Annotated in this window: 21 protein-coding genes; 16 read left to right on the forward strand and 5 right to left on the reverse strand. The window is 60.0% G+C overall.

All coding sequences use genetic code 11. The features are described from left to right. The first annotated feature begins 15 nt into the window (after nt 1–15). The 3 genes from F3J36_RS15695 to F3J36_RS15705 all read left to right on the forward strand — a co-directional run bounded on the left by F3J36_RS15695 (nt 16) and on the right by F3J36_RS15705 (nt 4,432). On the forward strand, nt 16–603 hold the full coding sequence (locus F3J36_RS15695) for a Yip1 family protein (protein ID WP_021508475.1): 588 nt from the start codon (nt 16–18) through the stop codon (nt 601–603). A 224-nt stretch (nt 604–827) separates the two neighbouring features. After that, on the forward strand, nt 828–1,766 hold the full coding sequence (gene pbpG / locus F3J36_RS15700; RefSeq protein ID WP_166719993.1) for a D-alanyl-D-alanine endopeptidase: 939 nt from the start codon (nt 828–830) through the stop codon (nt 1,764–1,766). A gap of 224 nt (nt 1,767–1,990) precedes the next feature. Further along, complete coding sequence (locus F3J36_RS15705; protein WP_150361788.1) at nt 1,991–4,432, forward strand: DUF3772 domain-containing protein; 2,442 nt, start codon at nt 1,991–1,993, stop codon at nt 4,430–4,432. Nucleotides 4,433–4,534: 102 nt separating this feature from the next. Here F3J36_RS15705 and dld read toward each other — a convergent pair whose 3' ends face one another. After that, a complete protein-coding gene (gene dld, locus F3J36_RS15710; RefSeq protein WP_058757837.1) occupies nt 4,535–6,244 on the reverse strand; it encodes a D-lactate dehydrogenase in 1,710 nt (569 codons plus the stop codon). Between the two features lie 155 nt (nt 6,245–6,399). Here dld and bglX point away from each other — a divergent pair, with 155 nt between their 5' ends. Next, nucleotides 6,400–8,697, forward strand: coding sequence for a beta-glucosidase BglX (bglX, locus tag F3J36_RS15715; protein ID WP_166719994.1), 2,298 nt, complete (start codon nt 6,400–6,402; stop codon nt 8,695–8,697). Between the two features lie 182 nt (nt 8,698–8,879). After that, complete coding sequence (locus tag F3J36_RS15720; protein WP_166719995.1) at nt 8,880–9,758, forward strand: oxygenase MpaB family protein; 879 nt, start codon at nt 8,880–8,882, stop codon at nt 9,756–9,758. Here the strand turns inward: F3J36_RS15720 and F3J36_RS15725 are convergent. Next, a complete protein-coding gene (locus tag F3J36_RS15725) occupies nt 9,749–10,042 on the reverse strand; it encodes a hypothetical protein (protein ID WP_088516322.1) in 294 nt (97 codons plus the stop codon). The genes F3J36_RS15720 and F3J36_RS15725 overlap by 10 nt on opposite strands. 226 nt (nt 10,043–10,268) lie before the next feature. On the opposite strand from F3J36_RS15725, the gene F3J36_RS15730 reads away from it, so the two are divergent. Further along, entirely contained in the window at nt 10,269–11,378 is a 1,110-nt protein-coding gene (locus tag F3J36_RS15730; RefSeq protein ID WP_021508468.1) for a suppressor of fused domain protein, read from the forward strand. Nucleotides 11,379–11,542: 164 nt separating this feature from the next. Here the strand turns inward: F3J36_RS15730 and F3J36_RS15735 are convergent, their stop codons facing one another. Further along, nucleotides 11,543–12,325 (reverse strand): LysR substrate-binding domain-containing protein, encoded by a 783-nt coding sequence (locus tag F3J36_RS15735; RefSeq protein WP_211073110.1) that lies wholly within the window; start codon nt 12,323–12,325, stop codon nt 11,543–11,545. Between the two features lie 100 nt (nt 12,326–12,425). Between F3J36_RS15735 and F3J36_RS15740 the strand changes: the two genes are divergently transcribed. From F3J36_RS15740 to idi, 3 genes are all read left to right on the forward strand, one after another. Continuing rightward, nucleotides 12,426–13,190 (forward strand): sulfite exporter TauE/SafE family protein, encoded by a 765-nt coding sequence (locus F3J36_RS15740; RefSeq protein ID WP_166719996.1) that lies wholly within the window; start codon nt 12,426–12,428, stop codon nt 13,188–13,190. A 161-nt stretch (nt 13,191–13,351) separates the two neighbouring features. Further along, entirely contained in the window at nt 13,352–15,247 is a 1,896-nt protein-coding gene (locus F3J36_RS15745; protein WP_058769488.1) for a methyl-accepting chemotaxis protein, read from the forward strand. A 193-nt stretch (nt 15,248–15,440) separates the two neighbouring features. Beyond that, nucleotides 15,441–15,974, forward strand: coding sequence for an isopentenyl-diphosphate Delta-isomerase (gene idi / locus F3J36_RS15750; RefSeq protein WP_058757829.1), 534 nt, complete (start codon nt 15,441–15,443; stop codon nt 15,972–15,974). A 31-nt stretch (nt 15,975–16,005) separates the two neighbouring features. Here the strand turns inward: idi and F3J36_RS15755 are convergent, their stop codons facing one another. Continuing rightward, on the reverse strand, nt 16,006–17,472 hold the full coding sequence (locus F3J36_RS15755; protein WP_058775318.1) for an MFS transporter: 1,467 nt from the start codon (nt 17,470–17,472) through the stop codon (nt 16,006–16,008). A gap of 217 nt (nt 17,473–17,689) precedes the next feature. Between F3J36_RS15755 and F3J36_RS15760 the strand changes: the two genes are divergently transcribed. From F3J36_RS15760 to F3J36_RS15775, 4 genes are read left to right on the forward strand one after another with little or no spacing between them, the layout of a single operon-like run. After that, nucleotides 17,690–18,598, forward strand: a complete 909-nt coding sequence (locus tag F3J36_RS15760; RefSeq protein WP_166719997.1) for an ABC transporter substrate-binding protein — start codon at nt 17,690–17,692, stop codon at nt 18,596–18,598. 3 nt (nt 18,599–18,601) lie between these two features. Then, nucleotides 18,602–19,768 (forward strand): ABC transporter permease, encoded by a 1,167-nt coding sequence (locus F3J36_RS15765; protein ID WP_166719998.1) that lies wholly within the window; start codon nt 18,602–18,604, stop codon nt 19,766–19,768. Further along, on the forward strand, nt 19,761–20,696 hold the full coding sequence (locus F3J36_RS15770; RefSeq protein WP_021508457.1) for an ABC transporter ATP-binding protein: 936 nt from the start codon (nt 19,761–19,763) through the stop codon (nt 20,694–20,696). Before F3J36_RS15765 ends, F3J36_RS15770 begins: the two co-directional genes overlap by 8 nt. Next, nucleotides 20,696–21,427 (forward strand): ABC transporter permease, encoded by a 732-nt coding sequence (locus tag F3J36_RS15775; protein WP_021508456.1) that lies wholly within the window; start codon nt 20,696–20,698, stop codon nt 21,425–21,427. Before F3J36_RS15770 ends, F3J36_RS15775 begins: the two co-directional genes overlap by 1 nt. A gap of 167 nt (nt 21,428–21,594) precedes the next feature. Here F3J36_RS15775 and F3J36_RS15780 read toward each other — a convergent pair whose 3' ends face one another. Further along, entirely contained in the window at nt 21,595–22,329 is a 735-nt protein-coding gene (locus F3J36_RS15780; RefSeq protein WP_031279872.1) for a MerR family transcriptional regulator, read from the reverse strand. Between the two features lie 152 nt (nt 22,330–22,481). Here F3J36_RS15780 and F3J36_RS15785 point away from each other — a divergent pair, with 152 nt between their 5' ends. The 3 genes from F3J36_RS15785 to F3J36_RS24230 all read left to right on the forward strand — a co-directional run. After that, nucleotides 22,482–23,045 (forward strand): helix-turn-helix domain-containing protein, encoded by a 564-nt coding sequence (locus F3J36_RS15785; RefSeq protein WP_058775322.1) that lies wholly within the window; start codon nt 22,482–22,484, stop codon nt 23,043–23,045. Further along, nucleotides 23,042–23,560: a GNAT family N-acetyltransferase gene (locus F3J36_RS15790; RefSeq protein ID WP_166719999.1), complete on the forward strand. Its 519-nt coding sequence runs from the start codon at nt 23,042–23,044 to the stop codon at nt 23,558–23,560. Before F3J36_RS15785 ends, F3J36_RS15790 begins: the two co-directional genes overlap by 4 nt. 193 nt (nt 23,561–23,753) lie before the next feature. Then, a partial coding sequence (locus F3J36_RS24230; RefSeq protein WP_247653192.1) for a hypothetical protein occupies nt 23,754–23,854 on the forward strand: 101 nt, incomplete at its 3' end.

Consider the following 23,854-nt stretch of genomic DNA (forward strand, 5'->3'; position numbering starts at 1 on the left):
CAGAGGAGTGATTGTATGAATCATGTCTGGGGTCTTCTGGCGCATCCCAATCAGGAGATGCGTGATATCAAGCAGGAAAACGAGAGCGTTTCGCACCACTACACCCATCACGTTCTGCTGATGGCGGCGATCCCGGTGATCTGCGCCTTTATCGGCACCACGCAATTGGGCTGGAATCTGGGCGAAGGGCAGTTCGTGCAACTCAACATGCTGACCGGTATTGGTCTCGGCATTCTGTTTTACCTGATCATCTTAGGCGGTGTGGCGGTGATGGGCCGCGTAATTCACTGGATGGCGCGCGACTATCCGCAGCGTCCCAGCATCCAGCGCTGTACCGTGTTTGCCGGCTATGTGGCAACGCCGCTGTTCATCAGCGGGCTGGTGGCGCTCTATCCGCTGGTGTGGCTGTGCGTGCTGGCCGGTGCGTTAGCGCTGATGTATACCGGCTATCTGCTGTACGTCGGCATCCCGGTATTCCTTAACATTGACCGTGAAGAGAGCCTGCGCTTCTCCGGCTCTACGCTGGCGATTGGCGTGCTGGTGTTTGAGGTGCTGCTGGCGCTGACGGTGATTCTGTGGGGTTACGGACCACGCTTGTTCTGACCGTGATAAGGGTCAGGTCGTCAGCCATGGCGACCTGACTGATCCCGCTGCGCCTGGCAGCGACTGTTATACCCGCCTTTTTTAACGCCCGGAAACAATCTCTCTAAGAAATTTCGCAGATGAGCGCGTATGATAGCGCAGCCAGCCCGCGTCGCATCAGGCCTGACGCCGGCGGCCTGTGTTACAACACAGCGCAAACCTCCTCACCGGATTTTTTTGACACGATGTCTGTAAAAATGCGTATTTCTTTGCTGTCGCTGGCGCTGTTTGTCGCCGCGCCAGCTGTGATGACTCCGGCGCTCACCGCCGCAGCAAAACTGTCCGATCTGGCGCCGATTGCCCAGCCGCAAATCGCCTCCGGCAGCGCGCTGATTGTCGATCTCGATAATAATAAAGTGCTGTTTTCCAGCCATCCGGACCGGGTGCGGCCTATCGCGTCGATCACCAAAGTGATGACCGCGATGGTGGTGCTGGATGCCCGGCTGCCGATGGACGAAATGCTGTCGGTGGATATCAGCCAGACGCCCGAAATGCGCGGCGTATTCTCGCGCGTGAAGCTCAACAGTGAAATCAGCCGCCGCAACATGCTGCTGCTGGCGCTGATGTCCTCGGAAAACCGCGCGGCGGCCAGCCTGGCGCATCACTATCCCGGCGGTTACGATGCCTTTATCCGCGCCATGAACGCCAAAGCGCGCGCGCTCGGCATGACGCACACCCATTACGTAGAGCCGACCGGTTTGTCGCTGCACAACGTCTCCAGTGCGGAAGATCTGGTGAAGCTGCTCAAGGCCACGCGCCAGTATCCGCTGATTGGTCAGCTGAGCACCACCAAAGAGGAGACGGCGGTGTTTAAACACCCCAGCTACGCGCTGCCGTTCCGCAACACTAACCATCTGGTGTACAAAAATGACTGGCGCATTCAGCTGACCAAAACCGGTTACACCGACGAGGCCGGTCACTGCCTGATAATGCGTACCATGATTAATAACCGTCCGGTGGCGCTGGTGGTGCTGGATGCGTTTGGCAAATATACCCACTTTGCCGATGCCAACCGCCTGCGCGACTGGCTGGAAACCGGCAAGGCGGCGCCGGTGCCGGCGGCCGCGCTGGCGTACAAAAAGCAGAAAGCGTCGCAGCTTGCCAGCAGTGCGGACGTGGAGTAACGCAACCCGTTACTTAGCGTAGCGGCGCAAGGGAGTGCGCCGTGTATTGTGGTGGCGCGTGACTGACGGTCAACGGCGCTTAAATGAACAAAATTTCTTATCGTTAGCACCAATGTTTTACGCCACCATTCCTATAGTTTCCCTAACGGCAAAGTCCTACACTGGCGACCATTCACGGTCAACCTTGCGTTTATAGGCTGTTATTGCGCTGGAATCTCACTCATATGTTCAAGTTTCGTTCTCTTTTTACCCCGTTCCTGCTGCTGCTGGTGTTATTCACGCCGGCGCTCAGCTATGCGGATGACAACGCCGCGCCCGCGCAGCAGGAAGAAGACGCGGCACCGAAGGTCAATCCGGCGGTAGAACTGCCGAAGATGCAGAAGATCCTCGACAAAATTAAGGGCCAGGTGTCTGGCGATACCAATGAAAACCAGCTCAACCAGCTCAATGAGATGGCGCTGGAGCTGTCAGGTAATGCGGAAACCCTCGGCCAGGCGCTGATTCCGCAGCGTCAGCAGCTGGATGCGCAGCTGGCGGTGCTCGGCCCGGCGCCGAAGGCGGACAGCGGCGTGAAAGAGACGCCGGAAGTGACACGCAAACGCGCCGCGCTGGAGAATCAGAAGGGCAAGCTGGATGATCAGATCAAGCAGGCCGACGGCATCAAAAACGGGGCGCTGGTGCTGTCCTCGCAGATCGTCAACCTGCGGCGCGATCAGCTGAAAAGCCAGCTGGCGCTCAACTCCGGCAGTATTTTAGGGCCACGCTTCTGGTCACCGCTGTTCAGCCGTCAGGACCTGGATGGCGAAAAAATTGGCGACTTTATCAGCGAGCTGCAGGATACCGCCGCGCTGTCGTGGGAGCCGGGCTGGCGCGTAGGCACGGTCGGCTGGCTGCTGGCGGCGCTGCTGGTGATGACGCTGGGCCGACGTTACAGCGAAGAGTTTCTGGCGTGGGTCAGCATTCACAAACTGCCGGAAGGGCGGCTGCGCCGTAGCTTCCTCGCGGCGGCGATTGCGCTGACCACGCTGGCGGCCGTGGTGCTGACCTTTAACTTTCTCTCGCTGGCGTTTGTGCGCCGCGATGAAGTGTCCAGCGACGTGCAGGATTTTATCAGCCGTCTGGTGCAGCTCAGCGTTTACTGCGGACTGATCGCCGGTCTCGGCCGCGCATTTCTGTCAACGCGCCGCCCGAGCTGGCGTCTGCCGAGCATCTCCAGTGAAGTGGCGCTGGCGCTGAAGCCGTTCCCGCCGATTACCGCCGCGCTGGTGTTTATCTTCCAGACCGCCGAGTCGTTTAACTACACGGTCGGCACCAGCCTGAACACCACCATTTTTGCTAACGGCCTGACGGCGCTGCTGATTGGCAGCACCGGGCTGGCGATCAGCATGCGCACCAATCGCGTGCGTCGTCGCATGGCGCAGGCCGGCAATCCGCCGGAAGCGCGTCCCACAGTCGTCGGCCTGGTGCAGCTGGCGCTGACGGTCACCGCCGTGGCGATTCTGGTTTCGCTGATTGTCGGCTACGTCACGCTGGCGCGCTTCCTCAGCTATGAAGTGATCTGGTGCGGCATCCTGTTTGGCTCGTTCTACTTCCTCAGTCATCTGATCAACGACGGTTGTGAAAGCCTGTTCTCCACCAACAACGCGACCGGCAAGCGGTTGCAGACCTCACTGAATATTGACGAGCGCTACCTGCAGCAGGCCGCAACGCTGCTCAGCGCCGTGGGTAAAACTCTGCTGGTGGCATTTGTCGCGCTGGCGCTGCTCAACGGCACATTTGCCTCGTCCACGCCGATTGAGCTGATCCAGAAAGTCATTGAGTTCTGGGGTGGCAAAGGGCTGGAGTCGCTCAACATTGTGCCGGCGCACATGGTGAACGCCATTCTGTGTCTGGTGGTGGGTATCTACGTGCTGCGCTCGGTGCGGCGCTGGCTGGACAAAGAGTTCCTGCCGAAGACCACCATGGACATCGGCATGCGCGTGTCGCTGGTGACGCTGTTCAGCAATATCGGCTACGTGCTGATTATCCTGCTGACGCTGTCGATTATGGGGCTGCAGTGGAACAAGCTGGCGTGGATCGTCAGCGCCCTGTCGGTGGGTATCGGTTTCGGCTTACAGGAGATCGTGAAGAACTTTATCTCCGGTCTGATATTGCTGACCGAGCGTCCGGTGAAGGTCGGCGATCTGGTGAGCATCAGTGGCATCGAAGGGGATATTCGCCGTATTAACGTGCGTGCGACTGAGATTCAGCTGGGCGATAAATCCACGGTGATCGTGCCGAACTCGCAGCTGATTTCGCAGAACGTGCGTAACGCCACCATGGGCAATGCGCAGGGCGTGGTGACGATTCAGCTGACCTTCCCGCTGGATATCGATCCGGTGCAGGTGCGTGAACTGTTGCTGGACGTCTATCGCGAGAACGAGCGTATTCTCGAAACGCCGGAGCCGTCGGTTTCGTTTAAAGATTTGACGCCGGCGGGTATTGTGCTGAGCGTGACCGGCAACGTCGCCAGCCAGCGCCAGATTTCCGGTGCGAAAAGCGATCTGCTATTCGATATCCTGACGCGCCTGCGTAAAGAGGGCATCGTGCTGTCGACGCCGCAGACCATGATTATCGAACGCCGCGCGCTGCCGGCGACGCAGAATGAAGGTGAAGCGTTGCCATAATGGCATGAGACCGTAGCGGCGCAATTCATTGCGCTAAGGTTTGCCTCTGATGCAGCAAACCCGCGCGATAAATCGCGCCGCTACGGGGCCGGCAGATCTGACTCAGGCTTTCACCGCCCAGCCTTTTTGCTTACTGGTTTTCCCGATGCCCGGGTTAAAGGTATTGGTCGGATCGAGCTGGCGGTAAAACGCCTGCAGCTGCGGTTTGGCCGCATACAGATGACCAACGTTATGCTCTGCCGGATACTCCGCGCCGCGCGCCGCGAGGATCGCCAGCATCTTCTCCTTCAGCGCATGGGCATCAACGCCTTTCTTCACAATGTAATCCTGATGGAACACATGGCAGAAGAAGTGGCCGTAGTAAAGGCGATGAATCAGATCGTTATCAAACTCCGGCGGCAGGCGCTCAAACCACTCCTGATCGTTGCGGCGCAGCGCAATGTCCAGTGCCAGAATATCCTCCACTTCGTCAGCGTGCACCGCGTGATAGCGCACGGCGGCACCGGCTGCGGCAAAACGATGCAGAAAGGCGTGCGCGCCCTCTTTGGCGTCGCAGGCAAAGAACTCACCGCCGCCTTCGCGGAAATACTCCTGCAGATACGCCTGCGCTTCGGCCACGCCGTCGCCGGACATCTTCAGCATCAGGTGGTGCTCGTATTTGTCACGATACTGCTTCAGGCGCTTCGGCAGATGCGCCGGGAACCAGCGGCTGATGCGTTGCAGCAGGCGATCGGTCAGGTGCGGCTTAACGAAGCTCAGCTTGCTGAGCCAGGCATCAACCCGGCCTTTGAGGGTGAAAAACAGCGGCATCTTGTCGGTGCCGAGTTTATCAATCATCACAAAGGTGTCTTTGCCGTAGACCTCGGCGATGTCGAAAATATCGCGGTGCATGTACTCACCGGCGACCGGTAAATGGGTAAACTCCGCCAGCATGTGGCGACGCAGCTCGCCGAGCGTCGCCGGGTCGTTGGTGCCAATGTAAAACACCTGCTGCTTCGGCTCGGTGGGGAAGGTGTCGAGCCGCACGGCAAACACCGCCAGTTTGCCGGCGCAGCCTGACGCTTCAAACAGGCGCCGCTGGTCAGCGTTGAAACGCGCCGGCGTATCGGCGTGAATGTCCCGCACCCGTTCGGCGTATTCGTGGTCGGACGCGTGGCGCGCATCCCAGCGCACGTCATCCGGCTGCCAGCGCTCGTCGTCCAGCCGGCCGAGAATCTCTTCCGGCGAATGACCGAGTTCGATGCCCAGATGGTTGACCAGCCGGAGCTTGCCGTCGGCGTCCACCTGCGCAAACAGCGCCATTTCGCTGTAGGCCGGGCCGCGTTTGATCAGCGAGCCGCCGGAGTTATTGCAGATGCCGCCCAGCACCGAGGCGCCGATGCATGAGGAGCCAATCACCGAGTGCGGCTCGCGCCCGAGCGGTTTAAGGGTTTTCTCCAGCTGATACAGCGTGCTGCCGGGGAAGGCGAGAATCTGCCTGCCGCCGTCGATTAGCTGCAGTTTGTCGAGACGCAGGGTACTGATGATCACCACCGGGCGATCGTAATCGTTGCCGTTGGGCGTTGAACCTTCGGTCAGGCCGGTATTGGCGGCCTGCATCAGCACGATGGCATCGGCCTGTACCAGCGCCTGCAGCACGCGCCATAGCTCCAGCAGCGAGCCGGGGAAAACCACCGCCAGCGCATCGCCCTCGCCGGAACGGAAACCCTTACGATAGCGCGCGGTCTGCTCCGCGTCGGTCAGCAGCTGTGATGCGCCGACCAGACGGCGCAGCTCGGACAGCAGGGCAGGGTGTGAGGTGTTGTTATTCATTAGCCTATCCTTGTCGTTAACGTGGCGTTTCTACTGTAGCACGCGTCGGCCACGGGGGCGCAGTGTGACAATGGCGGCTACCTGCTATCCTCATCTTGTGGCACACTGCCCCGGTTATTTCGATATTGCGCAGTTACTTAAGAGAACCCGACCTGATGAAATGGATTTACTCTGTTAGCCTCGCTGTTTCCCTTGCCGTGCAACCCGCGTTTGCGGACGATCTGTTCGGCCCCCATCCAATGACGGAACAGGCGCGCGACGCCTTTGTTAATCAGCTGCTGAGCAAAATGACGCTGGATGAAAAGATCGGGCAGATGCGCCTGATCAGCGTCGGTCCGGATACGCCAAAAGAGGCGATTCGCGACATGATTCAGCACGGCCAGGTCGGGGCGATTTTCAATACGGTAACGCGTCCGGATATCCGCGCCATGCAGGATCAGGTCATGCAGCTCAGCCGCCTGAAGGTGCCGCTGTTCTTTGCCTATGACGTGGTGCACGGCCAGCGCACTATTTTTCCGATTCCGCTCGGCCTCGCCGCCAGCTGGGATCTGCAAGCCGTTAGCGAAGTGGGACGCATCTCCGCCTATGAAGCGGCAGACGACGGCCTCAACATGACCTGGGCGCCGATGGTGGATGTCTCGCGCGAACCGCGCTGGGGCCGTGGCTCTGAAGGGTTTGGCGAGGATACCTATCTCACTTCGCAGATGGGCAGTGCGATGGTCAAAGCCATGCAGGGCAAGAGCGCCGCCGACCGCTACGCCATCATGACCAGCGTTAAGCACTTTGCAGCTTACGGCGCAGTGGAAGGCGGTCGTGATTACAACACCGTTGACATGAGTCCGCAGCGCCTGTTCCAGGATTATCTGCCGCCGTATAAAGCTTCGCTGGATGCCGGCAGCGGCGGCGTGATGGTGGCGCTCAATTCGCTGAACGGTACCCCGGCCACCGCCGACAGCTGGCTGCTGAAAGATATTCTGCGCAATGACTGGAAATTCAAAGGCATCACCATCAGCGATCACGGTGCCATCAAAGAGTTAATCAAACACGGCGTCGCCAGCGATCCGCAGGATGCCGTGCGCATTGCGCTGAAATCCGGCATCGACATGAGTATGAGCGACGAGTATTACAGCAAATACCTGCCGGGACTGGTGAAAAGCGGCGCGGTGAGCATGGCGGAAATCGACGATGCGGCCCGTCACGTGCTCAACGTTAAATATGACATGGGCCTGTTCAACGACCCGTACAGCCATCTCGGTCCGAAAGGCAGCGATCCGCAGGACACCAATGCGGAAAGCCGCCTGCACCGGGCGGAAGCGCGCGACGTGGCGCGCCGCAGTATGGTGCTGCTGAAAAACTGGCATGAAACCCTGCCGCTGAAGAAAGAGGCCACCGTGGCGCTGGTGGGACCGCTGGCCGATAGCCAGCGCGATATCATGGGCAGCTGGTCGGCTGCGGGTGTGGCGAAGCAATCTGTCTCGCTGCTGCAGGGCATGCGCAGCGCCATGGCCGGCAAAGGCACCGTGCTGTATGCCAAAGGGGCCAATATTTCTGATAACAAAGGTATCCAGAACTTCCTCAACCTGTATGAGCAGGCGGTCAGCGTCGATGCCCGTTCGCCGCAGCAGCTGATTGACGAAGCGGTCGCGCAGGCGAAAAAAGCGGACGTGGTAGTGGCGGCAGTGGGCGAGGCGCAGGGCATGGCGCATGAAGCGTCGAGCCGCAGCGATCTGGTGATCCCGCCGAGCCAGCAGAAGCTGCTGGCGGCCCTGAAAGCCACCGGGAAACCGCTGGTGATTGTGCTGATGAATGGCCGTCCGCTGGCGCTGGTGAATGAGGACCGCATGGCGGATGCGATGCTGGAGACCTGGTTCAGCGGTACCGAAGGCGGTAACGCCATCGCCGATGTGCTGTTCGGTGATTACAACCCATCGGGCAAACTGCCGGTGTCATTCCCGCGCTCGGTCGGGCAGATTCCGATTTATTACAATCATTTGCCAACCGGCCGTCCGTACAATTTCGAGAAGCCGAACAAGTACACCTCGCACTATTACGACGCGGTCAACGGTCCGCTCTATCCGTTTGGTTACGGTTTGAGCTATACCCAGTTCAGCGTGTCGCCGGTGAAGATGTCTGCCCCGACCATGCCGCGTAACGGCATGGTGGAAGCCAGCGTGACGGTGACGAATACCGGCAAACGCGATGGTGCCACGGTGGTGCAGCTGTACCTGAACGATCCGGTTGCCAGTATCAGCCGTCCGGTGCAGGAGCTGCGCGGCTTCCAGCGCATCATGCTGAAAGCCGGCGAGTCACAGACCGTGCGCTTTAAGATTGATGTCGATGCGCTGAAGTTCTGGAATCAGAAGATGCAGCACGTCGCCGAGCCGGGCAAATTCAACGTGATGATCGGTCTGGATTCAGTCAGAACCCAGGATGCGCAGTTCGATTATTTGTAATTGAGGGTTTGTTATCCTGGTTCCCTCACCCTAACCCTCTCCCGGCGGGAGAGGGAACCGATCAAACCGACTTTTAGCGGATATTATCCTCTGACCTGCCCGCTTCAGCGGACTGCCCCCCTCTCCCGCGTGCGGGAGAGGGCTGGGGTGAGGGAAAAGGTCATTAGCGCAAGAACGAACAAATGAATCTCCGCCACCGCATTGAACAGCAGGTCTTTCGCCTTAACGGCCTGTCGCTCAACGAATTTGACATCTCTCAACCGCCGGGCGATCCCGGCCTGTTCGGCCCTGACCACATCATCTGGCAGGTGCACGGCGACTTTCCCGCGATGCTGTGCGGCGGCATCAGCGCGCTGATGCTACAGATGCTGCATCCGGCGGCGCTGGCGGGCGTGTGGGATCACTCCAGTTTCCGCCAGGACATGCTCGGCCGGCTGCGGCGCACCAGCCAGTTCATCGCGGTCACCACCTTCGGCAACACCGCCGATGCGCATACCCTGATTGAGCGGGTTAAACGCATCCATCTGCGCGTCACCGGCATCGATAACACCGGCAAACCTTATGCCGCCAGCGATCCGCATCTGCTCACCTGGGTGCACGTTGCAGAAACCAGCCGCTTCCTGGCCGCGCATCTGCGCTACAAAAATCCGCAGCTCAGCCTCGCCGATCGCGATCGTTATTACGCCGAAGCGGCGCGGGTGGCGGAAGCGCTTGGTGCGCAGCAGGTGCCGAAAAGCGTAGAGGCGGTTGAGGCCTATTTACAGGCGATGCGGGCAGAGCTGGTTTACGATGCGCGCACTCACGAAGTGATGCAGCTGCTGCTTAACGCGCCGGCACCCAGCTGGCAGGCGAAACCGGCAATGCGCGTCATGCTGCGGGCTGGCTGTGGTCTGCTGCCCGACTGGGCGCAACAGCTGATGCAACAGCCGATCGGCCCAGTGACGCAATGGCGGATTGATAAGCAAATCGCGTTGATTGCCGCCCTGTTGCGCTGGTCAATCAAGCGTGGTGCCTGGGCGCGTGCCATGCAGCGCATGGGGCGCGATCCGCGTTACAGGTGAAATTCATCCTGCTTGCTGGTGTAGCTACGCGGCGTGCGCGCCTCGCGTTTCAGCAGGAGCTGGCGCTGCTGATAGTGATGCAGCAGCATGCCCAGGCCAACGCCCAGTAGCGCCAGCGGCACCAGCGTGTAGTAGATATCCAGCGGCAGCAGCACCAGCAGCGCGATGGCAGCGACGATCAGCATCAGGGCTGCCATCACCCACGTATAGCGGACAAACAGCCACAGCAGCAGGGCGAGAATCACGATTTCGCGCAGATTGAGATCGAGGGTTTGCAGCACCATGACGACAGCTCCGCAACAGAAGAGTGCGCTGACAATAGCATGCGAAGCGGTAAAAGAATCGCAAAAAAATCTGAAGCTTCGCCGCCGCTGCCCCCGCCATTCTTAAGCCGGGCTGAACGATGGCCTGGCGCACTTTGAGAGTTTTACCCTTGTGTCACATGGCGCGAGTGCCGATCCTGCTCTATTCTCGGGGAAAATGGATCCCTCCAGGCATTGTCGAGGCGTTATGACACACCAACCTCTGATTGCTGAGGTGCCGAATCAGCAACACACTTTAACCGCCATCGTCGAACAGGATGCGCGTACCGCCTATTTTTATATCTGGCCGAACGACCTGTTCCGCAGTCAGTACGCCGTGCGCGGCTGCTGGTTGCGCAATCTGCTGCCGGCACCGGCGCAGGAAGATCGCGAAGCGATGGAGCAGGGTATTGCGCCGCTGCTCAGCGCCAGCTATTGCCGCACGCTGGAAGCGGAGCCGATGCTCGATCCGGCCGGCCTGCAGATTCTGTGGGAGCCCAGCGACGACGGTGCCGCGCTGTGGTATTACGGCCAGCTGCTGGCGGTGATCCCCGGCTGGAGCCTGTATCAGGACAAGCAGGTCAGCTTCTCGGCGGGCTGCATCAAAGAGAACCGTCTCACCGCGCCGCTCGGTTCAGCCTCCACCAACGATTACTACGCGCGCGCCGAACAGCAGCGTCATTTCTGGCGTGACTGGCACGATGGCCAGCAGTGGGATCGCGTGCAGAGCGAGCTGCTGCAACGTTACCAGGCGCAGTTTGGTGAGTCGGTAAAATATTACGCCATCGATCAGGGCAACTGGCCGCCGATGGCGATTTCGCAGCACTGGCATAACGGCGTGTGGTATTTCTTCACGCTCGGCATGAGTATCCGGCCGATGCCGCAGGTGGATTACCTGTTTGATGAGCTGGCACCGCAGTACCGGCGTGTAGAGCTGGCGATGGCGGTGGATGGCGAAGTGATGACAGAGGCCAACGCGGTACAGATGGCCAGCGCGCTGGCGGAGTTTGCTCATCTGCCGTGGGCGCGGCTGACGTGGATTGGCGAAGGGCACACGCTGGCGTCGGAAGTTGCGCCGGTCGGCTTTGAAAGCTTCCTGCTGGCCAACGGGCTGGCGGGCGAAAACGCGCAACTGCGGCTGCCGAAGCGCGACGGCGATCGGCCAAATCTGCTGTGGGCGACGCCGATCACCGAAGCCGAGCGGCTGTTTGCCCAGGCGGACGATCGCGGCGGCCAGCAGCTGCTGCAGCGTTTGCTGGCGCAGGGCAGCGATCATGTGTTCCGTCCGCGCCAGGAAGTGGTGGAGTCCGCACCGTAGTGCCTGCCGAAAAAAATGCCCCGACATACCCCTCTGGCAGCGACCAGGCGGGTATTAAGCGGATGCTTCCCGTTCCAGCCATGCGACAAAGCGGTTTAGCGACGATGATTTATCCACGTCAGGCGCAATTAACGCCACGTAGCGGCTTCCCTTCGCCTCAATAGCTACGGGGTGACAAGCCGGTTGCCCAGCAGGTCATGTCCCAGCATTTGTATTCCACCGATACCCACACCGACGCCATCAATAATCGCCTGCAGGCTAATATAATTGTGTTCGAATCGCTGAAAACGTTCCGGACGCACCTCGCCGACGCCAGCCTGCTTCATCCACCGTTCCCACTCGCCTGACCGCGTACTGGATAACACGACAACGTGGGTTGCCAGGTCTGCAGGGGTGTTCAGCGCTTTTCTGGCTAACAGTTTCGGCGCGGCAATCAGGGTGAGTTTTTCCTCAAATAACGCTTTCTTCTCAAAGTAACGCCATTCAGGTTTGTTCAGCGCATCCCGGCGAATCAATACGTCAAAGCCATATAGCCCTTTCACCTCCGAACTGTTTGAGGTGGATACCGAGATTTCAATGTCGGGATATTGGCTGTGGAATGCCGGCAGGCGCGGGATCAACCAGTGCATCGCAAAGGTGGTTTGCGCATTGACGCGTATCGTGCGGGTGTTGGGTGTTTTGCCAAAGCGCACCGCAGCATCGCTGATGATGTCAAAAGCGGTGCTGATCTCTGCGGCAAAAGCCCGGGCATGTTCCGCCGCCACGCTGCGCTGTCCCTGGCGTTCAAATAACGGTTGCCCCAGCCACTCTTCAAGCACTTTGATCTGGCGGCTAACGGCACCGTGAGTCATCCCTAATTCCTCAGCCGCGTCACTCAGGCTGTTGGCGTGCGCGGCCGTTTCGAACAGCCGCAATGCATTCAACGGCGACAGGTTACGTTTTTTCATCTGTGACTTTTAGTATCAGAAGTGGGCAATATTTATCGATATTATGATCGAATCGCCCTGATTAAGATGCGTGCTTTGCCGTTGAAAATGAGGAAACTCAGTGGGTGATTATCTCTTTGTGACGCTGATCGCGATCCTCTCTGGAGCGCTGAGTGGCATCATCGGCACCGGTTCTTCGTTACTGCTGCTGCCGCTGATGGTCAGCAATTTCGGCCCCAGAGTGGCGATGCCAGTCATGGCTATCGCCGCAATCCTGGGAAATCTCTCGCGCATCGCGGTCTGGTGGCGTGAAATCGACTGGCGCGCCACTCTGGCCTATAGCCTGCCCGGCGTGCCAGCTGCGTCGTTAGGCGCGCATGTGCTGCTCTCTTTACCCGCCTGGATCATTGATGGCGCGCTGGGTCTGTTTTTCTGGGTGATGATTTTGGTCAGACGCAACCTGAAAAACAGTCACTGGACACTCTCGATAAAGCAGTTAGGGCTTTGTGGTGGCGTGGTGGGTTTTCTGACCGGACTGGTTCTCTCCACCGGACCGGTGAGCGTGCTGATTTTTACCGCCTATGGATTGAGTCGTGGCGCATTTATTGGCACGGAAGCATCGAGTGCCTTGCTGTTATATTTCAGCAAGGTCAGTACGTTCGCCTTCCAGCAGGCGCTCTCAATGCAGGTTGTGCTCACCGGTGTGTTAGTGGGCAGTGGCATTATGCTGGGCACCCTGAGCACGAAGGTGATAGTCCAGAGACTGTCGGTCACACAATTTGCCGTACTGATAGACGTCATTCTGTTTATTTCCGGCGCAGGATTAATCGTTAATGCCTGGTCAGGAGCACCCTGGCGTTACGTTTCATTCTTTGCAGTCTCTTGATTGCTGAGGAACAGCAGGGTAAGGCCGGTGACAATAAGCGCTCTTATGATCACGCTATTCAATCAGTTAACCATTTTGTGATCTTGCGCACCTCAAGTTCCTCTGTAACAAGCCGTTAACCTCGATCAGGCAACTCGCCACACCAGGGTAAGGGCACACCGATGTTAAAAACCACACAATCCCGTTTTACCGCGACTTTAGTCGCATTCTTCGTTGTTCTTATGCTGGTCACCGTCCTGGTGATCAACCAGTTCATCGCGCCGCAGCTTAGCCAGAACGAAAGCCGGCTGGTGCGCTATGAGGTGGATGGTCTCGCCGGACGTATCGTCGAGCAGATGAACCGCGTGCAGGCGCAGCAGCGTGCCATTACCGAAGCGGCGGGCGTGATGGACAGCGCCGCCATTGACACGCTGCTGCCGGCGCTGGTTAACCAGTATCAGGACAGCAACGTGTTCGGCGGCGGTATCTGGCCGTTACCCAACCGGCGCGATCCGGCGAAGGAGAAAGACAGCTCGTTCTTTGCGCGTAACGCCAGCAACCAGCTGCAGGTCAACACCTACTGGAACTCCGATGCTGCCGACAAATACTGGGAGCAGCCGTGGTACAAAGATGGCATGGCCGCAGAAAAAGGCCAGTGCGCGTGGGCGAAGGCTTATCAGGATGCCGCCAGCCCGCAGCCGCGCACCAACTGCGCCATGGCGATTTACCGTAACGGCACTGTCTGGGGCGTCTCAACCATTGACGTCACGCTCGGCTTTTTCAACCAGCTGGCGCAGCAGATGGGTGAGGCGATTCATGGCCGCGTACTGATTGTCGAAGCGGACGGCAAAGTGGTCGGCAATGCCGCGTTGCTGGAGGGGACGCCGAAGCTGGAAAATCTGGCTGATACCCAGCTGCCAATGGCGGCGGCGCTGAAAGGGCTGCTGGCACAGGCCGGTTCTCAGCCGTCGCAAACCACCTTCAGCGGAGAAGATGGCGAGCACACGCTGTTCCTGCAGGCCATTCCCGGCAGCCCGTGGTATCTGGCCAGCGACGTGCCGTCCGCGCTGCTGGATGCGCAGACGCACAGCATGCTGACCCGTCTCGGCCTGGTCCAGATCCCGCTGGCGATTCTGCTGCTGCTGGTGCTGCTTGGCTTTGTACGCGCGATGATGAAACGCCTGAATCTGCTGCATCAAAACATCGAAGCGCTGTCGACTGGTGGTGCGGATCTGACGCAGCGTCTGCCAGCCAGCAATAGCCCGGAATTCAACGCCGTGGCGCAAAGCTTCAACCAGTTCATCGCCCATTTGCAGGGGCTGATGCGCCAGGTGGGCGACAGCGCACTGGCGATTACCGCGGCTTCACGCGAAATCGCCAGCGGCAACGCCGATCTCTCGGCGCGGACGGAATCGCAGGCGAGTTCCATTGTGCAAACCGCCGCGTCGATGGAAGAGCTGACCGGCACGGTGCGTCAGAACGCCGACAACGCCACGCACGCCAACCAGCTGGCAGATGGCGCGTCCCAGGTCGCGGCGCGCGGCAGTGAAGTGGTGCGTCAGGTGGTCAGCACCATGGGCGAAATCCATCACTCCTCGCGTAAGGTGGTGGATATCATCAGTGTCATCGACAGCATCGCCTTCCAGACCAACATCCTGGCGCTCAACGCGGCGGTAGAAGCGGCGCGCGCTGGTGAACAGGGTCGCGGGTTTGCCGTGGTGGCTTCGGAGGTACGTAATCTGGCGCAGCGTTCTGCCAACTCCGCGCGCGAAATCAAGAAGCTGATTGAAGAGTCGGTAGCCAATATCGACACCGGCAGCCAGCTGGTGGAGCAGGCTGGACAAACCATGGACGAGCTGATGCAGGGCGTCAGCAGCGTCACAACGCTGATGAGCGAAATCATGTCCGCCAGCCGCGAGCAGAGCATGGGGATCGAACAGGTGAACGTGGCGATTACCCAGCTCGACGGCAGCACCCAGCAGAACGCGGCGCTGGTGGAGCAGGTCTCGGCAGCGGCGCGCGCCATGGAGGAGCAGAGCGTGCAGCTTGAGCAGGTGGTGCACGGCTTCAAACTGTAATTCATCCCGTCAGAGAGCACAGCGGCGCGTTTTTTGCGCCGCTGTCACGCTTTTCCCCGCCTTTTTCTGCTGAATTATCTGCTGGCTGCTAAGCTTACTGCTTATCGCGCCAGCGCACGGAATGTGCGCGATTTTCTCCGCTGCCGCTTCCGCTATTGTGTACAATAGTGGGGATTTTTCCGAAGGAGTTGTCATGCCCGCCATTGAAGTTATCCTCGTTGACCACCTCGATCGTCCCACCGGCAAGATGGAAAAGCTGGAAGTGCATGAGAAAGGATTGCTGCATCGTGCGGTAACGGTTTACGTGTTCAATTCGCGCCATGAACTGTTGCTGCAGCGCCGGGCGCAAAGCAAGTATCACTGCGGCGGTTTGTGGAGCAATACCTGCTGCAGCCATCCTTACCCGCAGGAGCCGACGCGCGATGCGGCTGAGCGCCGCCTGCGTGAAGAGATGGGACTGGATCTGGCGTTAACGCCGGTGTTTGAACTGAGCTATAACCTGCCGCTCAGCAACGGTCTGATCGAACATGAGTACGGTCACGTGTTTTTCGCCATCAGTGACGAAGTGCCGGTGCTCAACCTTGATGAGGCTGACGACTGGTGTTACCGCTCAGTCGAACAGATTCAGCAGGAGATGCGCGATAATCCGGCAAAATTCACGCCGTGGTTCCTGCACACTTTTCCGCGCATCCCCAATACGCTGGGCGATTTCCGCCTCACCGCCTGAGCCAACGCCTCATCGCTGAGGCGTTATCCACTTACTGAAAATCTTCCGCATCGACGTCATAGCCTGACGGTTCCCAGCGAATCGCCAGCAGCGCCAGTAATCCGGCCAGCGGTGCGAGCAGGATCACCCAGAACACGCCGGTGCCGAACGCCGCGACCAGCAGCGGAAACACAAACAGGGATACCGTCGAACTGGCGCGCATCAGCGTCTGGTTAAAGCCGACGCCCACGCCACGCAGCGAAGCCGGATAGCTCAGCGAGGCAAAGGTCATGGTGTGCGAACCCGGACCAAACCCCTGGCCGAACAGGAACAGCGCCAGCATGGCAATCGCCAGGGCCGCTTCCTCGCCGCCGGCCGGGCGACCAATCAGCGCCAGACCCAGCAGCGCCGCACACTGGCAGGCGTAACCGGCCACCGACATCTTCCATGCGCCCAGCCGCGGCACCAGTCGCACCGCCAGCAGCCCGCCAACAAACGCAAACAGCAGGTTAAGCGCCAGCGAGACCAGAATGGTGGTCAGCATCGACTGCGCGAGGAAGCTGGAGATGATCACCGGCAGGCCAAAGGCCACGGCGTTATAGGCGAACGACGAGGCAATCGAGGTTATCGTTGCCAGCAGCGTACGGCGGCGGTAAACGCCCTGCAGCAGCGCGCCATAGTTGCGCCAGCTGGCTTTACGTACTGGCTGTGCGGCAGTGAGATCGGCATCCTGCGCGACCTCCGCGTTGATGTTATATGACCGCCGCAGGATTGCCGCTGCACCCTGCAGGTTGCCCTGATTTGCTGCCCAGATCGGTGATTCGCTCATGTAACGACTGCGGATGGCGATGATCAACAGCGCCGGTACCGCGCCAAAGCCGAGGATCAGCCGCCACAGCCAGTCAGTATGGCTCTCTGGCAGCACCGCATACAGCAGCAGCACCAGCAAATAGGAGATGCTGATCGCCGCGTACCAGGTGGGACACCACATCGCGACACTGGCGGCCTTATTGCCCTGACCGCGCAGTCGGGAAAACTCCGCCAGAAACGCCATCGCCACCGGCAGATCGATGCCGACGCCGAGCCCCATCACAAAGCGCGCCGCCGCCAGCACGTACTCGTTCGGCGCAAAGGCACAGGCCAGTGCCGCCACCACGAAGAAGAACATATCGGCCATGAAGACCCGATAGCGGCCAATTTTATCGGTGAGATAGCCACCGATCAGCGCGCCAACAATCGCGCCAAAGGTGATAGCCGACGCCACCATGCCGGTGCCGGCGGGCGTCAGATTGAATTCGCGCGTGACATCTTTAATACCGAAGGCCAGCGCACCGAGATCGTAGGCATCGAGAAAAACCCCGCCCAGCGCAATGGCGATGACGATGCGCGCATTGCTGCGCGAGGCGTTACTGTTGTTGACCAGCCGCGTCACGTCGGCCGCGCTGCGAATCCACTGCGTCTCGCCCTGCGGCGTATTCCCTGCCAGCGCCACGTGCGCCGAAGAAGTTAAGTCAGACATGATGTTGTGTGATTTATTGTAAAGAGTGGGGCTATGAGCATAAGCCGCGCCACGGATGTGAAAAATTCTATTTGGTTATAAGTGCAACCAAAGCGTTCTATAAAACCGGCAACGGATAGCAGAAAAAGAACGAATTGCGCCGCTTGACCGCACCCATCCCGTTTCGCCAGGCTACGCTTGATAATCACTGAAAGAAAATAATGCTGAGGAAAGCGCCATGATTAAGCAGGGTTTATTGGGGATGATCGCATTCGCGATGAGTGTCGGGGCCGTGCAGGCAGCGGACCCGGTCAAGGTAGGTTCCAAGATCGATACTGAAGGTTCGCTGCTCGGCAACATCATTCTGCAGGTGCTGAACCAGCATGGGGTAAAAACCGTGAATAAAATCCAGCTCGGTACCACACAGGTGGTGCGCGGCGCAATCACCGCCGGTGAGCTGGATATCTATCCGGAATATACCGGCAACGGGGCGTTCTTCTTCAATGATGAGAAGGACGCGGCGTGGAAAAACGCGCAGCAGGGCTATGAGAAGGTGAAAAAGCTCGATGCAGAGAAAAATCATCTGGTGTGGCTGACGCCAGCACCGGCTAACAACACCTGGACCATTGCGGTGCGCGGCGATGTCGCGCAGCAGAATAACCTGCAATCACTCGACGATCTCAGCGCTTACCTGAAAAAAGGCGGCATCTTTAAGCTGGCGGCGTCGGCGGAGTTCATCGAGCGCAGCGATGCGCTGCCGGCGTTTGAGAAAGCCTACAACTTCAAGCTGGGCCAGTCACAGCTGCTGTCGCTGGCCGGCGGGGACACCGCTGTTACCATCAAAGCGGCCGCCCAGCAAACGTCCGGCGTCAATGCGGCGATGGCTTACGGTACCGACGGCCCGGTCGCGGCGCTCGGCCTGCAAACCCTGAGCGACCCGAAGGGCGTACAGCCGATTTACGCGCCCGCGCCGGTGATCCGCGCCAGCGTGCTGCAACAGTACCCGCAGATTGCCGACTGGCTGCAGCCGGTATTCAGCAAGCTGGATGAGAAAACCCTGCAGCAGCTCAACGCGCAAATCGCCGTTGACGGTCAGGACGCCAGCCAGGTGGCGCAGCAGTGGCTGCAGCAGAATAAGTTGCTGTAAGCGGTGCTGTCACGGATAAACCGACCGCGCCAGCAGCCGGTGCTGCTGGTGCTGACGCTGCTGATCACGCTGGCGCTGGGAGCGCTACCGCTGCTGAGCTATGCGGCCAACCGGCTGGTCTCCGGACAGCCGCTGATGCTTTGGCAGGTAACGGCGGGCTGGCTGCTGTTGCTGCCGCTGTTATGGCTATGGCTGGGATTATGGTGGCCGCCGGGACGCGGTGCGGCACTGGCGCAGCTGCTGGGCGCGGAGCTACTGTTCGCCCTGCTGATTGGCATCGGCGGCCACGCCGCCAGTGAGCTGGCCCGCAGCGGCAGCCCGCTGGCGCGCACCGCGCTGGGCAGCGGCCTCTGGTGTGCGGCAGGATTAGCGCTGCTGCTGGCCGCCGAAGCGATTCGCCAGCTTAGCCAGCAGACGCCGCTGCGTATTCTGCTCAATCTGCAAGTGTGGCTGCCGCCGCTGATACTGCTGCTGAGTGGTCAGCTGGACGCGCTGTCGCTGCTGAAAGAGTACAGCAATCGCACCGCTGTCTTTAACGCCGCGTTCAGCCAGCATCTGCTGCTGCTGGGCGGCACGCTGCTGCCCACCTTACTGATTGGTCTGCCGCTGGGACTCGCCATCGCGCGTCGCACCCGCTGGCAACATGCCGCCTTCAGCGTGCTGAATCTGATCCAGACCGTGCCGTCCGTGGCGCTGTTTGGCCTGCTGATTGCACCGCTGGCCGGACTGGCGGCGCATTTTCCGCAGCTGGCGCGCCTCGGTATCAGCGGGATTGGCGTCGCGCCGGCGCTGATTGCGCTGGTGCTGTATGCACTGCTGCCGCTGGTGCGCAGCGTGGTCGCGGGGCTGCAGCAGGTGCCGCAGGAGGTGCGTGAAACCGCGCGCGGCATGGGCATGAGCGGCTGGCAGCAGTTCTGGCACGCCGAGCTGCCGCTGGCGCTGCCGGTGTGGCTCTCCGGACTGCGCGTGGTGGTGGTGCAAACCGTCGGGCTGGCGGTGGTCGCCGCACTGATTGGGGCCGGCGGCTTCGGCGCCATTGTGTTTCAGGGACTGCTGAGCAGCGCGCTGGATCTGGTGCTGCTGGGCGTGATTCCGGTGGTGGCGCTGGCGGTGATATTCGATGCGCTGCTGCGATTGCTGTCGGCGCTGCTGGAGAGAGGACATGATTGAATTTCATCAGGTGAGCAAAGCGTTCGCCGGTAAAGAGGCGATTCGCAACCTGTCGCTAAAGATTGAGAAGGGCAGTTTTACCGTGCTGATCGGCACGTCAGGCTCGGGTAAATCCACCACGCTGAAGATGATTAACCGGCTGGTTGAGCATGACAGCGGCGAAATCCGTTTTGCCGGTGAGCCGATCGAGCAGATGGATGCGCGCGCGCTGCGGCGGCGCATTGGCTATGCCATCCAGTCCATCGGCCTGTTTCCACACTGGAATGTGGCCAAAAATATCGCCACCGTGCCGTCGCTGCTCGGCTGGCCGCGGGAAAAAATTGCCGCACGGGTTGAGGAGCTGCTGGCGCTGCTCAATCTCGACAGTCAGCTGGCGTCGCGCTATCCGCACCAGCTCTCCGGCGGCCAGCAGCAGCGTGTTGGCGTGGCGCGCGCGCTGGCGGCCGATCCGGAACTGCTGCTGATGGATGAACCGTTCGGCGCGCTCGATCCGGTCAACCGGCAGGCGTTGCAGCAGGAGATGCTGCGCATTCAGCAGCTGTCGGGGCGCACTGTGGTGCTGGTGACGCACGATATCGACGAAGCGTTAACCCTCGCCGATCAGCTGGTGCTGATGGACGGCGGAGAGATTGTGCAGCAGGGACGGCCGATTGACCTGCTGACGCAGCCTGCCAGTGATTTCGCGCGCCAGTTCTTTGGCCGCAGCGAGCTGGGCGTGCGTCTGCTGGCGCTGGGGCGGGCCGGCAGTGCGGCACGGCGCGGTGAGTGGCTGGAGGCGGAGCCGATCGCCGCCGGGTTGACGCTGCGCGAGGCGCTGTCGCAGTTTATTGCGCGCCGCACCGACAAATTACCGGTTGTCGATCAGCATCAGCAGCCGCTGGGCGTGCTGCACTTTAGCGATTTGCTGCGACAGCAGGAGGCGGGCTGATGCGAGTGCTGCGCGATCCACTCTACTGGCTGCTGGGGATATTTCTGCTGTTGCTGTGGGGGTTACCGCACAGTGCGCCGCTGTTTGCGCACTGGTTTCCACAGCTGGAGCGTCCGCTGTACCAGCAGGAGAGTTTCTGGCAGCTGGCGCTGGCCCATCTGTTGCTGGTGATCAGCGGCAGCGCGCTGGCAATAGTGGTGGGCGTTGGCTGTGCGGTCTTCGCTACCCGTCACGGCGGCAGGGCGTTCCGCCCGCTGCTGGAGACGCTGGCGGCTGCCGGTCAGACCTTTCCGCCGGTGGCGGTGCTGGCGATTGCCGTGCCGGTCATGGGCTTTGGCGCTGCGCCGGCGGTGATGGCGCTATTTCTGTACGGGCTGTTGCCGATTCTGCAGGGCACGCTGGCGGGACTGGACAGCGTTCCGGCCAGCAGCCGTGAGATCGCCGTCGGTCTGGGAATGGGACCGTGGCGGCGTCTGTGGCAGATAGAGCTGGCGCTGGCGGCACCGGTGATCATGGCAGGCGTGCGCACCTCTGTGATGATCAACATCGGCACCGCGACCATCGCCTCAACCGTCGGGGCGGAGAGTCTGGGTTCGCCGGTGATTATCGGTCTGAGCGGCTTCAATACCGCCTATGTGATTCAGGGCGCGCTGCTGGTGGCGCTACTGGCGCTGATCTGCGACCGGCTGCTGGAGCGGTTGCAGCACGCACTCAGTGGGTATGCAGAATAAGGCTGTAGCCAACCAGCATCATGCCGCCCATGCCGCCAATCGCCATGATGGCAAACAGGGTGCCAATGAGAATTTTATTCCAGTTCATAGGTAAACCTGAGAAAAGTCATGAAGTGCGGCATGATAACGCGCACATGCGGTAAGGCAAAGGCCGCATGTGCGATTTTTCAGGTGGGCTCGTGGACGTGAATCGAGAAGCCCTGAGCCTGCCAGTGTTCGAACTGCTCCAGCTGGCGGCGCGTCGGCTTTTTACCGGTCCAGATAAACAGATGCTGGCCGGGAAACAGCTCCGGACGCGGCATATCCAGCGGTTCCGCCAGCACATCAATGCGCCAGCCCTGCTGCGCTAAGCGCCAGGCTTCCAGCCAGATGCGGGTGCGATCTTCTACGCCCCAGCCAATCATTAAGGCATCTTTGCCGGCTTTTTTACGCGCGCCTGCCAGACAGAACGCGACATAATCAATCAGCGCGCCGTCCAGCAGACTGCACATGGTGCGGGCGGTATTTTGATCCAGCCCGAGACGCTGGCGTACCGGTACAAAAACGTGGTCAATCAGCGCATCGACCGGGTGTTCACGGCCAATGGTGGCGATTTTGGTGCGCAGTTTGGAGGCGCGCACGTGGCGCAGCACGCTCATCAGCTCTTCCTGCAGCGCCGTCCAGCCGTCATGCACGTTGAAGGTCTCTCCTTCAAGCAGGGCTTTGACTTTGCCAACAGGCACACCGCTTTCTATCCAGCGTTTGATCTCTTCGATCCGCTGAACATCTTCATCATCAAATTGTCGATGACCACCCTCAGTGCGCTGCGGCTTTAACAATCCATAACGACGCTGCCAGGCGCGCAGGGTTACCGGGTTAATTCCACAGCGCTCGGCAACATCACCGATACTGTATAAGGCCATGGCATCCTCTAAAATTCTGACCTGCATAACAACACCTTAACCGCCAGAGTGAGCTTGTACAATGATTATTTTATTGTACAACTTGACCCACTGCACGATTTCGGGCTTTATCTCTTATATGAGATTTATTTCCCGAAAATGAGAGGTTAAAGATGTCTGCTCTAAATACGGAAGATCGGCTTGCGGCACGTCTGGCGGAATTACGCCTGCAGCGCGGCTGGTCGCTGGATGAACTGGCTCTGGCAACCGGCATTAGCCGGGCATCATTGTCGCGCATTGAGCGCGCCGAGACCAGCCCTACCGCCGCTTTGCTTAATCGCTTGTGCGTGGCCTACGGTTTAACCATGTCGCGACTGCTCAGCGAAGTAGAAGAAGAAGCGGCGCTGCTGCTGAAAGCGGAGCAGCAGCCGGTCTGGCAGGATACGCTCAGCGGCTTCCAGCGGCGCAACGTCTCGCCGCCGGCCAGTCAGTTTAAAGCGGAGCTGGTGGAGGGCGTGCTGCGTCCGGGCGCGCGCATTGATTATGATGCGCCGCCGGTACAGGGGCTGGAACAGCACATCTGGCTGCAGTCGGGCGAGCTGACCATCACCATGGAGACGCAGAGCTGGACGCTACAGGCCGGCGATTGCCTGCGCTTCCACCTCAGCGGACGTTCCTCTTTTCAGGCGCATGCCGAAGGCGGCGCGCGCTACATTCTGGTGGTGTGCAAACCATGATTGAAATCGACTCTCTCAGCGCTACCCAGGCGCAGCCGCTGCTGGCGTCATTGTGTGAAGTGCTGCACGGCTGCGTGGCAGACGGTGCCAGCGTCGGCTTCATTGACGCGGACGATCGCGCAGTGATGGCGCGTTTCTGGCAGGACAAAATTCACAGCCTGGCGAGCGGCGATAACCAGCTGCTGGTGGCCTGGCAAGCGGGCGAGATAGTGGCCACGGTGATGCTGGGCTTAAGCAGTATGCCCAACGGCCGCCATCGCGCGGAGATCAGCAAGCTGCTGGTGCATCCGCGTGCGCGACGTCAGGGCATTGCGCGCCGTCTGATGTTACGTGCCGAACAGCTGGCGCAGCAGCAGGGGAAAACACTGCTGGTGCTGGATACGCGCAGCGGCGATGTTGCCAGCGCGCTCTATCTGTCGCTCGGCTGGCAGGTGGCGGGTTCGATTCCGTACTATGCCGAATCCACAGCCGGCGAGCTGGATGCTACCACGGTGATGTATAAGCGGCTGACGTAAGCGTTCTGGTTGCTGTTACCGGACGCCGCCTCTCCCTTGTCCGCGGGCTGCCTCTCCCTTGCCCGCAGGCTGCCTCTCCCTTGTCCGCAGGCTGCGTCTCCCTCTCCCCGTGGGAGTGTACAGTCCGGGGACATCGTGAACACTTGTTCGGGGACATGGTAGACACCTACAACTAAGGCATAAGAACCCGTTTATGGAGTCGCTTATGCCCTGGGATGCGAGAGATACCATGTCATTACGTACTGAGTTTGTTCTGCTCGCCTCGCAAGACGGGGCGAACATCCGCGAGCTGTG

This window comes from Pantoea sp. Cy-640, from assembly GCF_011752635.1.
Classification (GTDB): domain Bacteria; phylum Pseudomonadota; class Gammaproteobacteria; order Enterobacterales; family Enterobacteriaceae; genus Pantoea; species Pantoea dispersa.

Coding starts and splice junctions, on each gene's coding strand:
- F3J36_RS15760 (WP_166719997.1), top strand. CDS start 17,690: ATGATTAAGCAGGGTTTATTGGGGATGATCGCATTCGCGATGAGTGTC.
- F3J36_RS15780 (WP_031279872.1), bottom strand. CDS start 22,329: ATGGCCTTATACAGTATCGGTGATGTTGCCGAGCGCTGTGGAATTAAC.
- F3J36_RS15785 (WP_058775322.1), top strand. CDS start 22,482: ATGTCTGCTCTAAATACGGAAGATCGGCTTGCGGCACGTCTGGCGGAA.
- F3J36_RS15790 (WP_166719999.1), top strand. CDS start 23,042: ATGATTGAAATCGACTCTCTCAGCGCTACCCAGGCGCAGCCGCTGCTG.
- F3J36_RS15745 (WP_058769488.1), top strand. CDS start 13,352: ATGTTAAAAACCACACAATCCCGTTTTACCGCGACTTTAGTCGCATTC.
- F3J36_RS15775 (WP_021508456.1), top strand. CDS start 20,696: ATGCGAGTGCTGCGCGATCCACTCTACTGGCTGCTGGGGATATTTCTG.
- F3J36_RS15735 (WP_211073110.1), bottom strand. CDS start 12,325: ATGAAAAAACGTAACCTGTCGCCGTTGAATGCATTGCGGCTGTTCGAA.
- F3J36_RS15720 (WP_166719995.1), top strand. CDS start 8,880: ATGAATCTCCGCCACCGCATTGAACAGCAGGTCTTTCGCCTTAACGGC.
- idi (WP_058757829.1), top strand. CDS start 15,441: ATGCCCGCCATTGAAGTTATCCTCGTTGACCACCTCGATCGTCCCACC.
- bglX (WP_166719994.1), top strand. CDS start 6,400: ATGAAATGGATTTACTCTGTTAGCCTCGCTGTTTCCCTTGCCGTGCAA.
- F3J36_RS15705 (WP_150361788.1), top strand. CDS start 1,991: ATGTTCAAGTTTCGTTCTCTTTTTACCCCGTTCCTGCTGCTGCTGGTG.
- F3J36_RS15695 (WP_021508475.1), top strand. CDS start 16: ATGAATCATGTCTGGGGTCTTCTGGCGCATCCCAATCAGGAGATGCGT.
- F3J36_RS15755 (WP_058775318.1), bottom strand. CDS start 17,472: ATGTCTGACTTAACTTCTTCGGCGCACGTGGCGCTGGCAGGGAATACG.
- F3J36_RS15730 (WP_021508468.1), top strand. CDS start 10,269: ATGACACACCAACCTCTGATTGCTGAGGTGCCGAATCAGCAACACACT.
- pbpG (WP_166719993.1), top strand. CDS start 828: ATGTCTGTAAAAATGCGTATTTCTTTGCTGTCGCTGGCGCTGTTTGTC.
- F3J36_RS15725 (WP_088516322.1), bottom strand. CDS start 10,042: ATGGTGCTGCAAACCCTCGATCTCAATCTGCGCGAAATCGTGATTCTC.
- dld (WP_058757837.1), bottom strand. CDS start 6,244: ATGAATAACAACACCTCACACCCTGCCCTGCTGTCCGAGCTGCGCCGT.
- F3J36_RS15770 (WP_021508457.1), top strand. CDS start 19,761: ATGATTGAATTTCATCAGGTGAGCAAAGCGTTCGCCGGTAAAGAGGCG.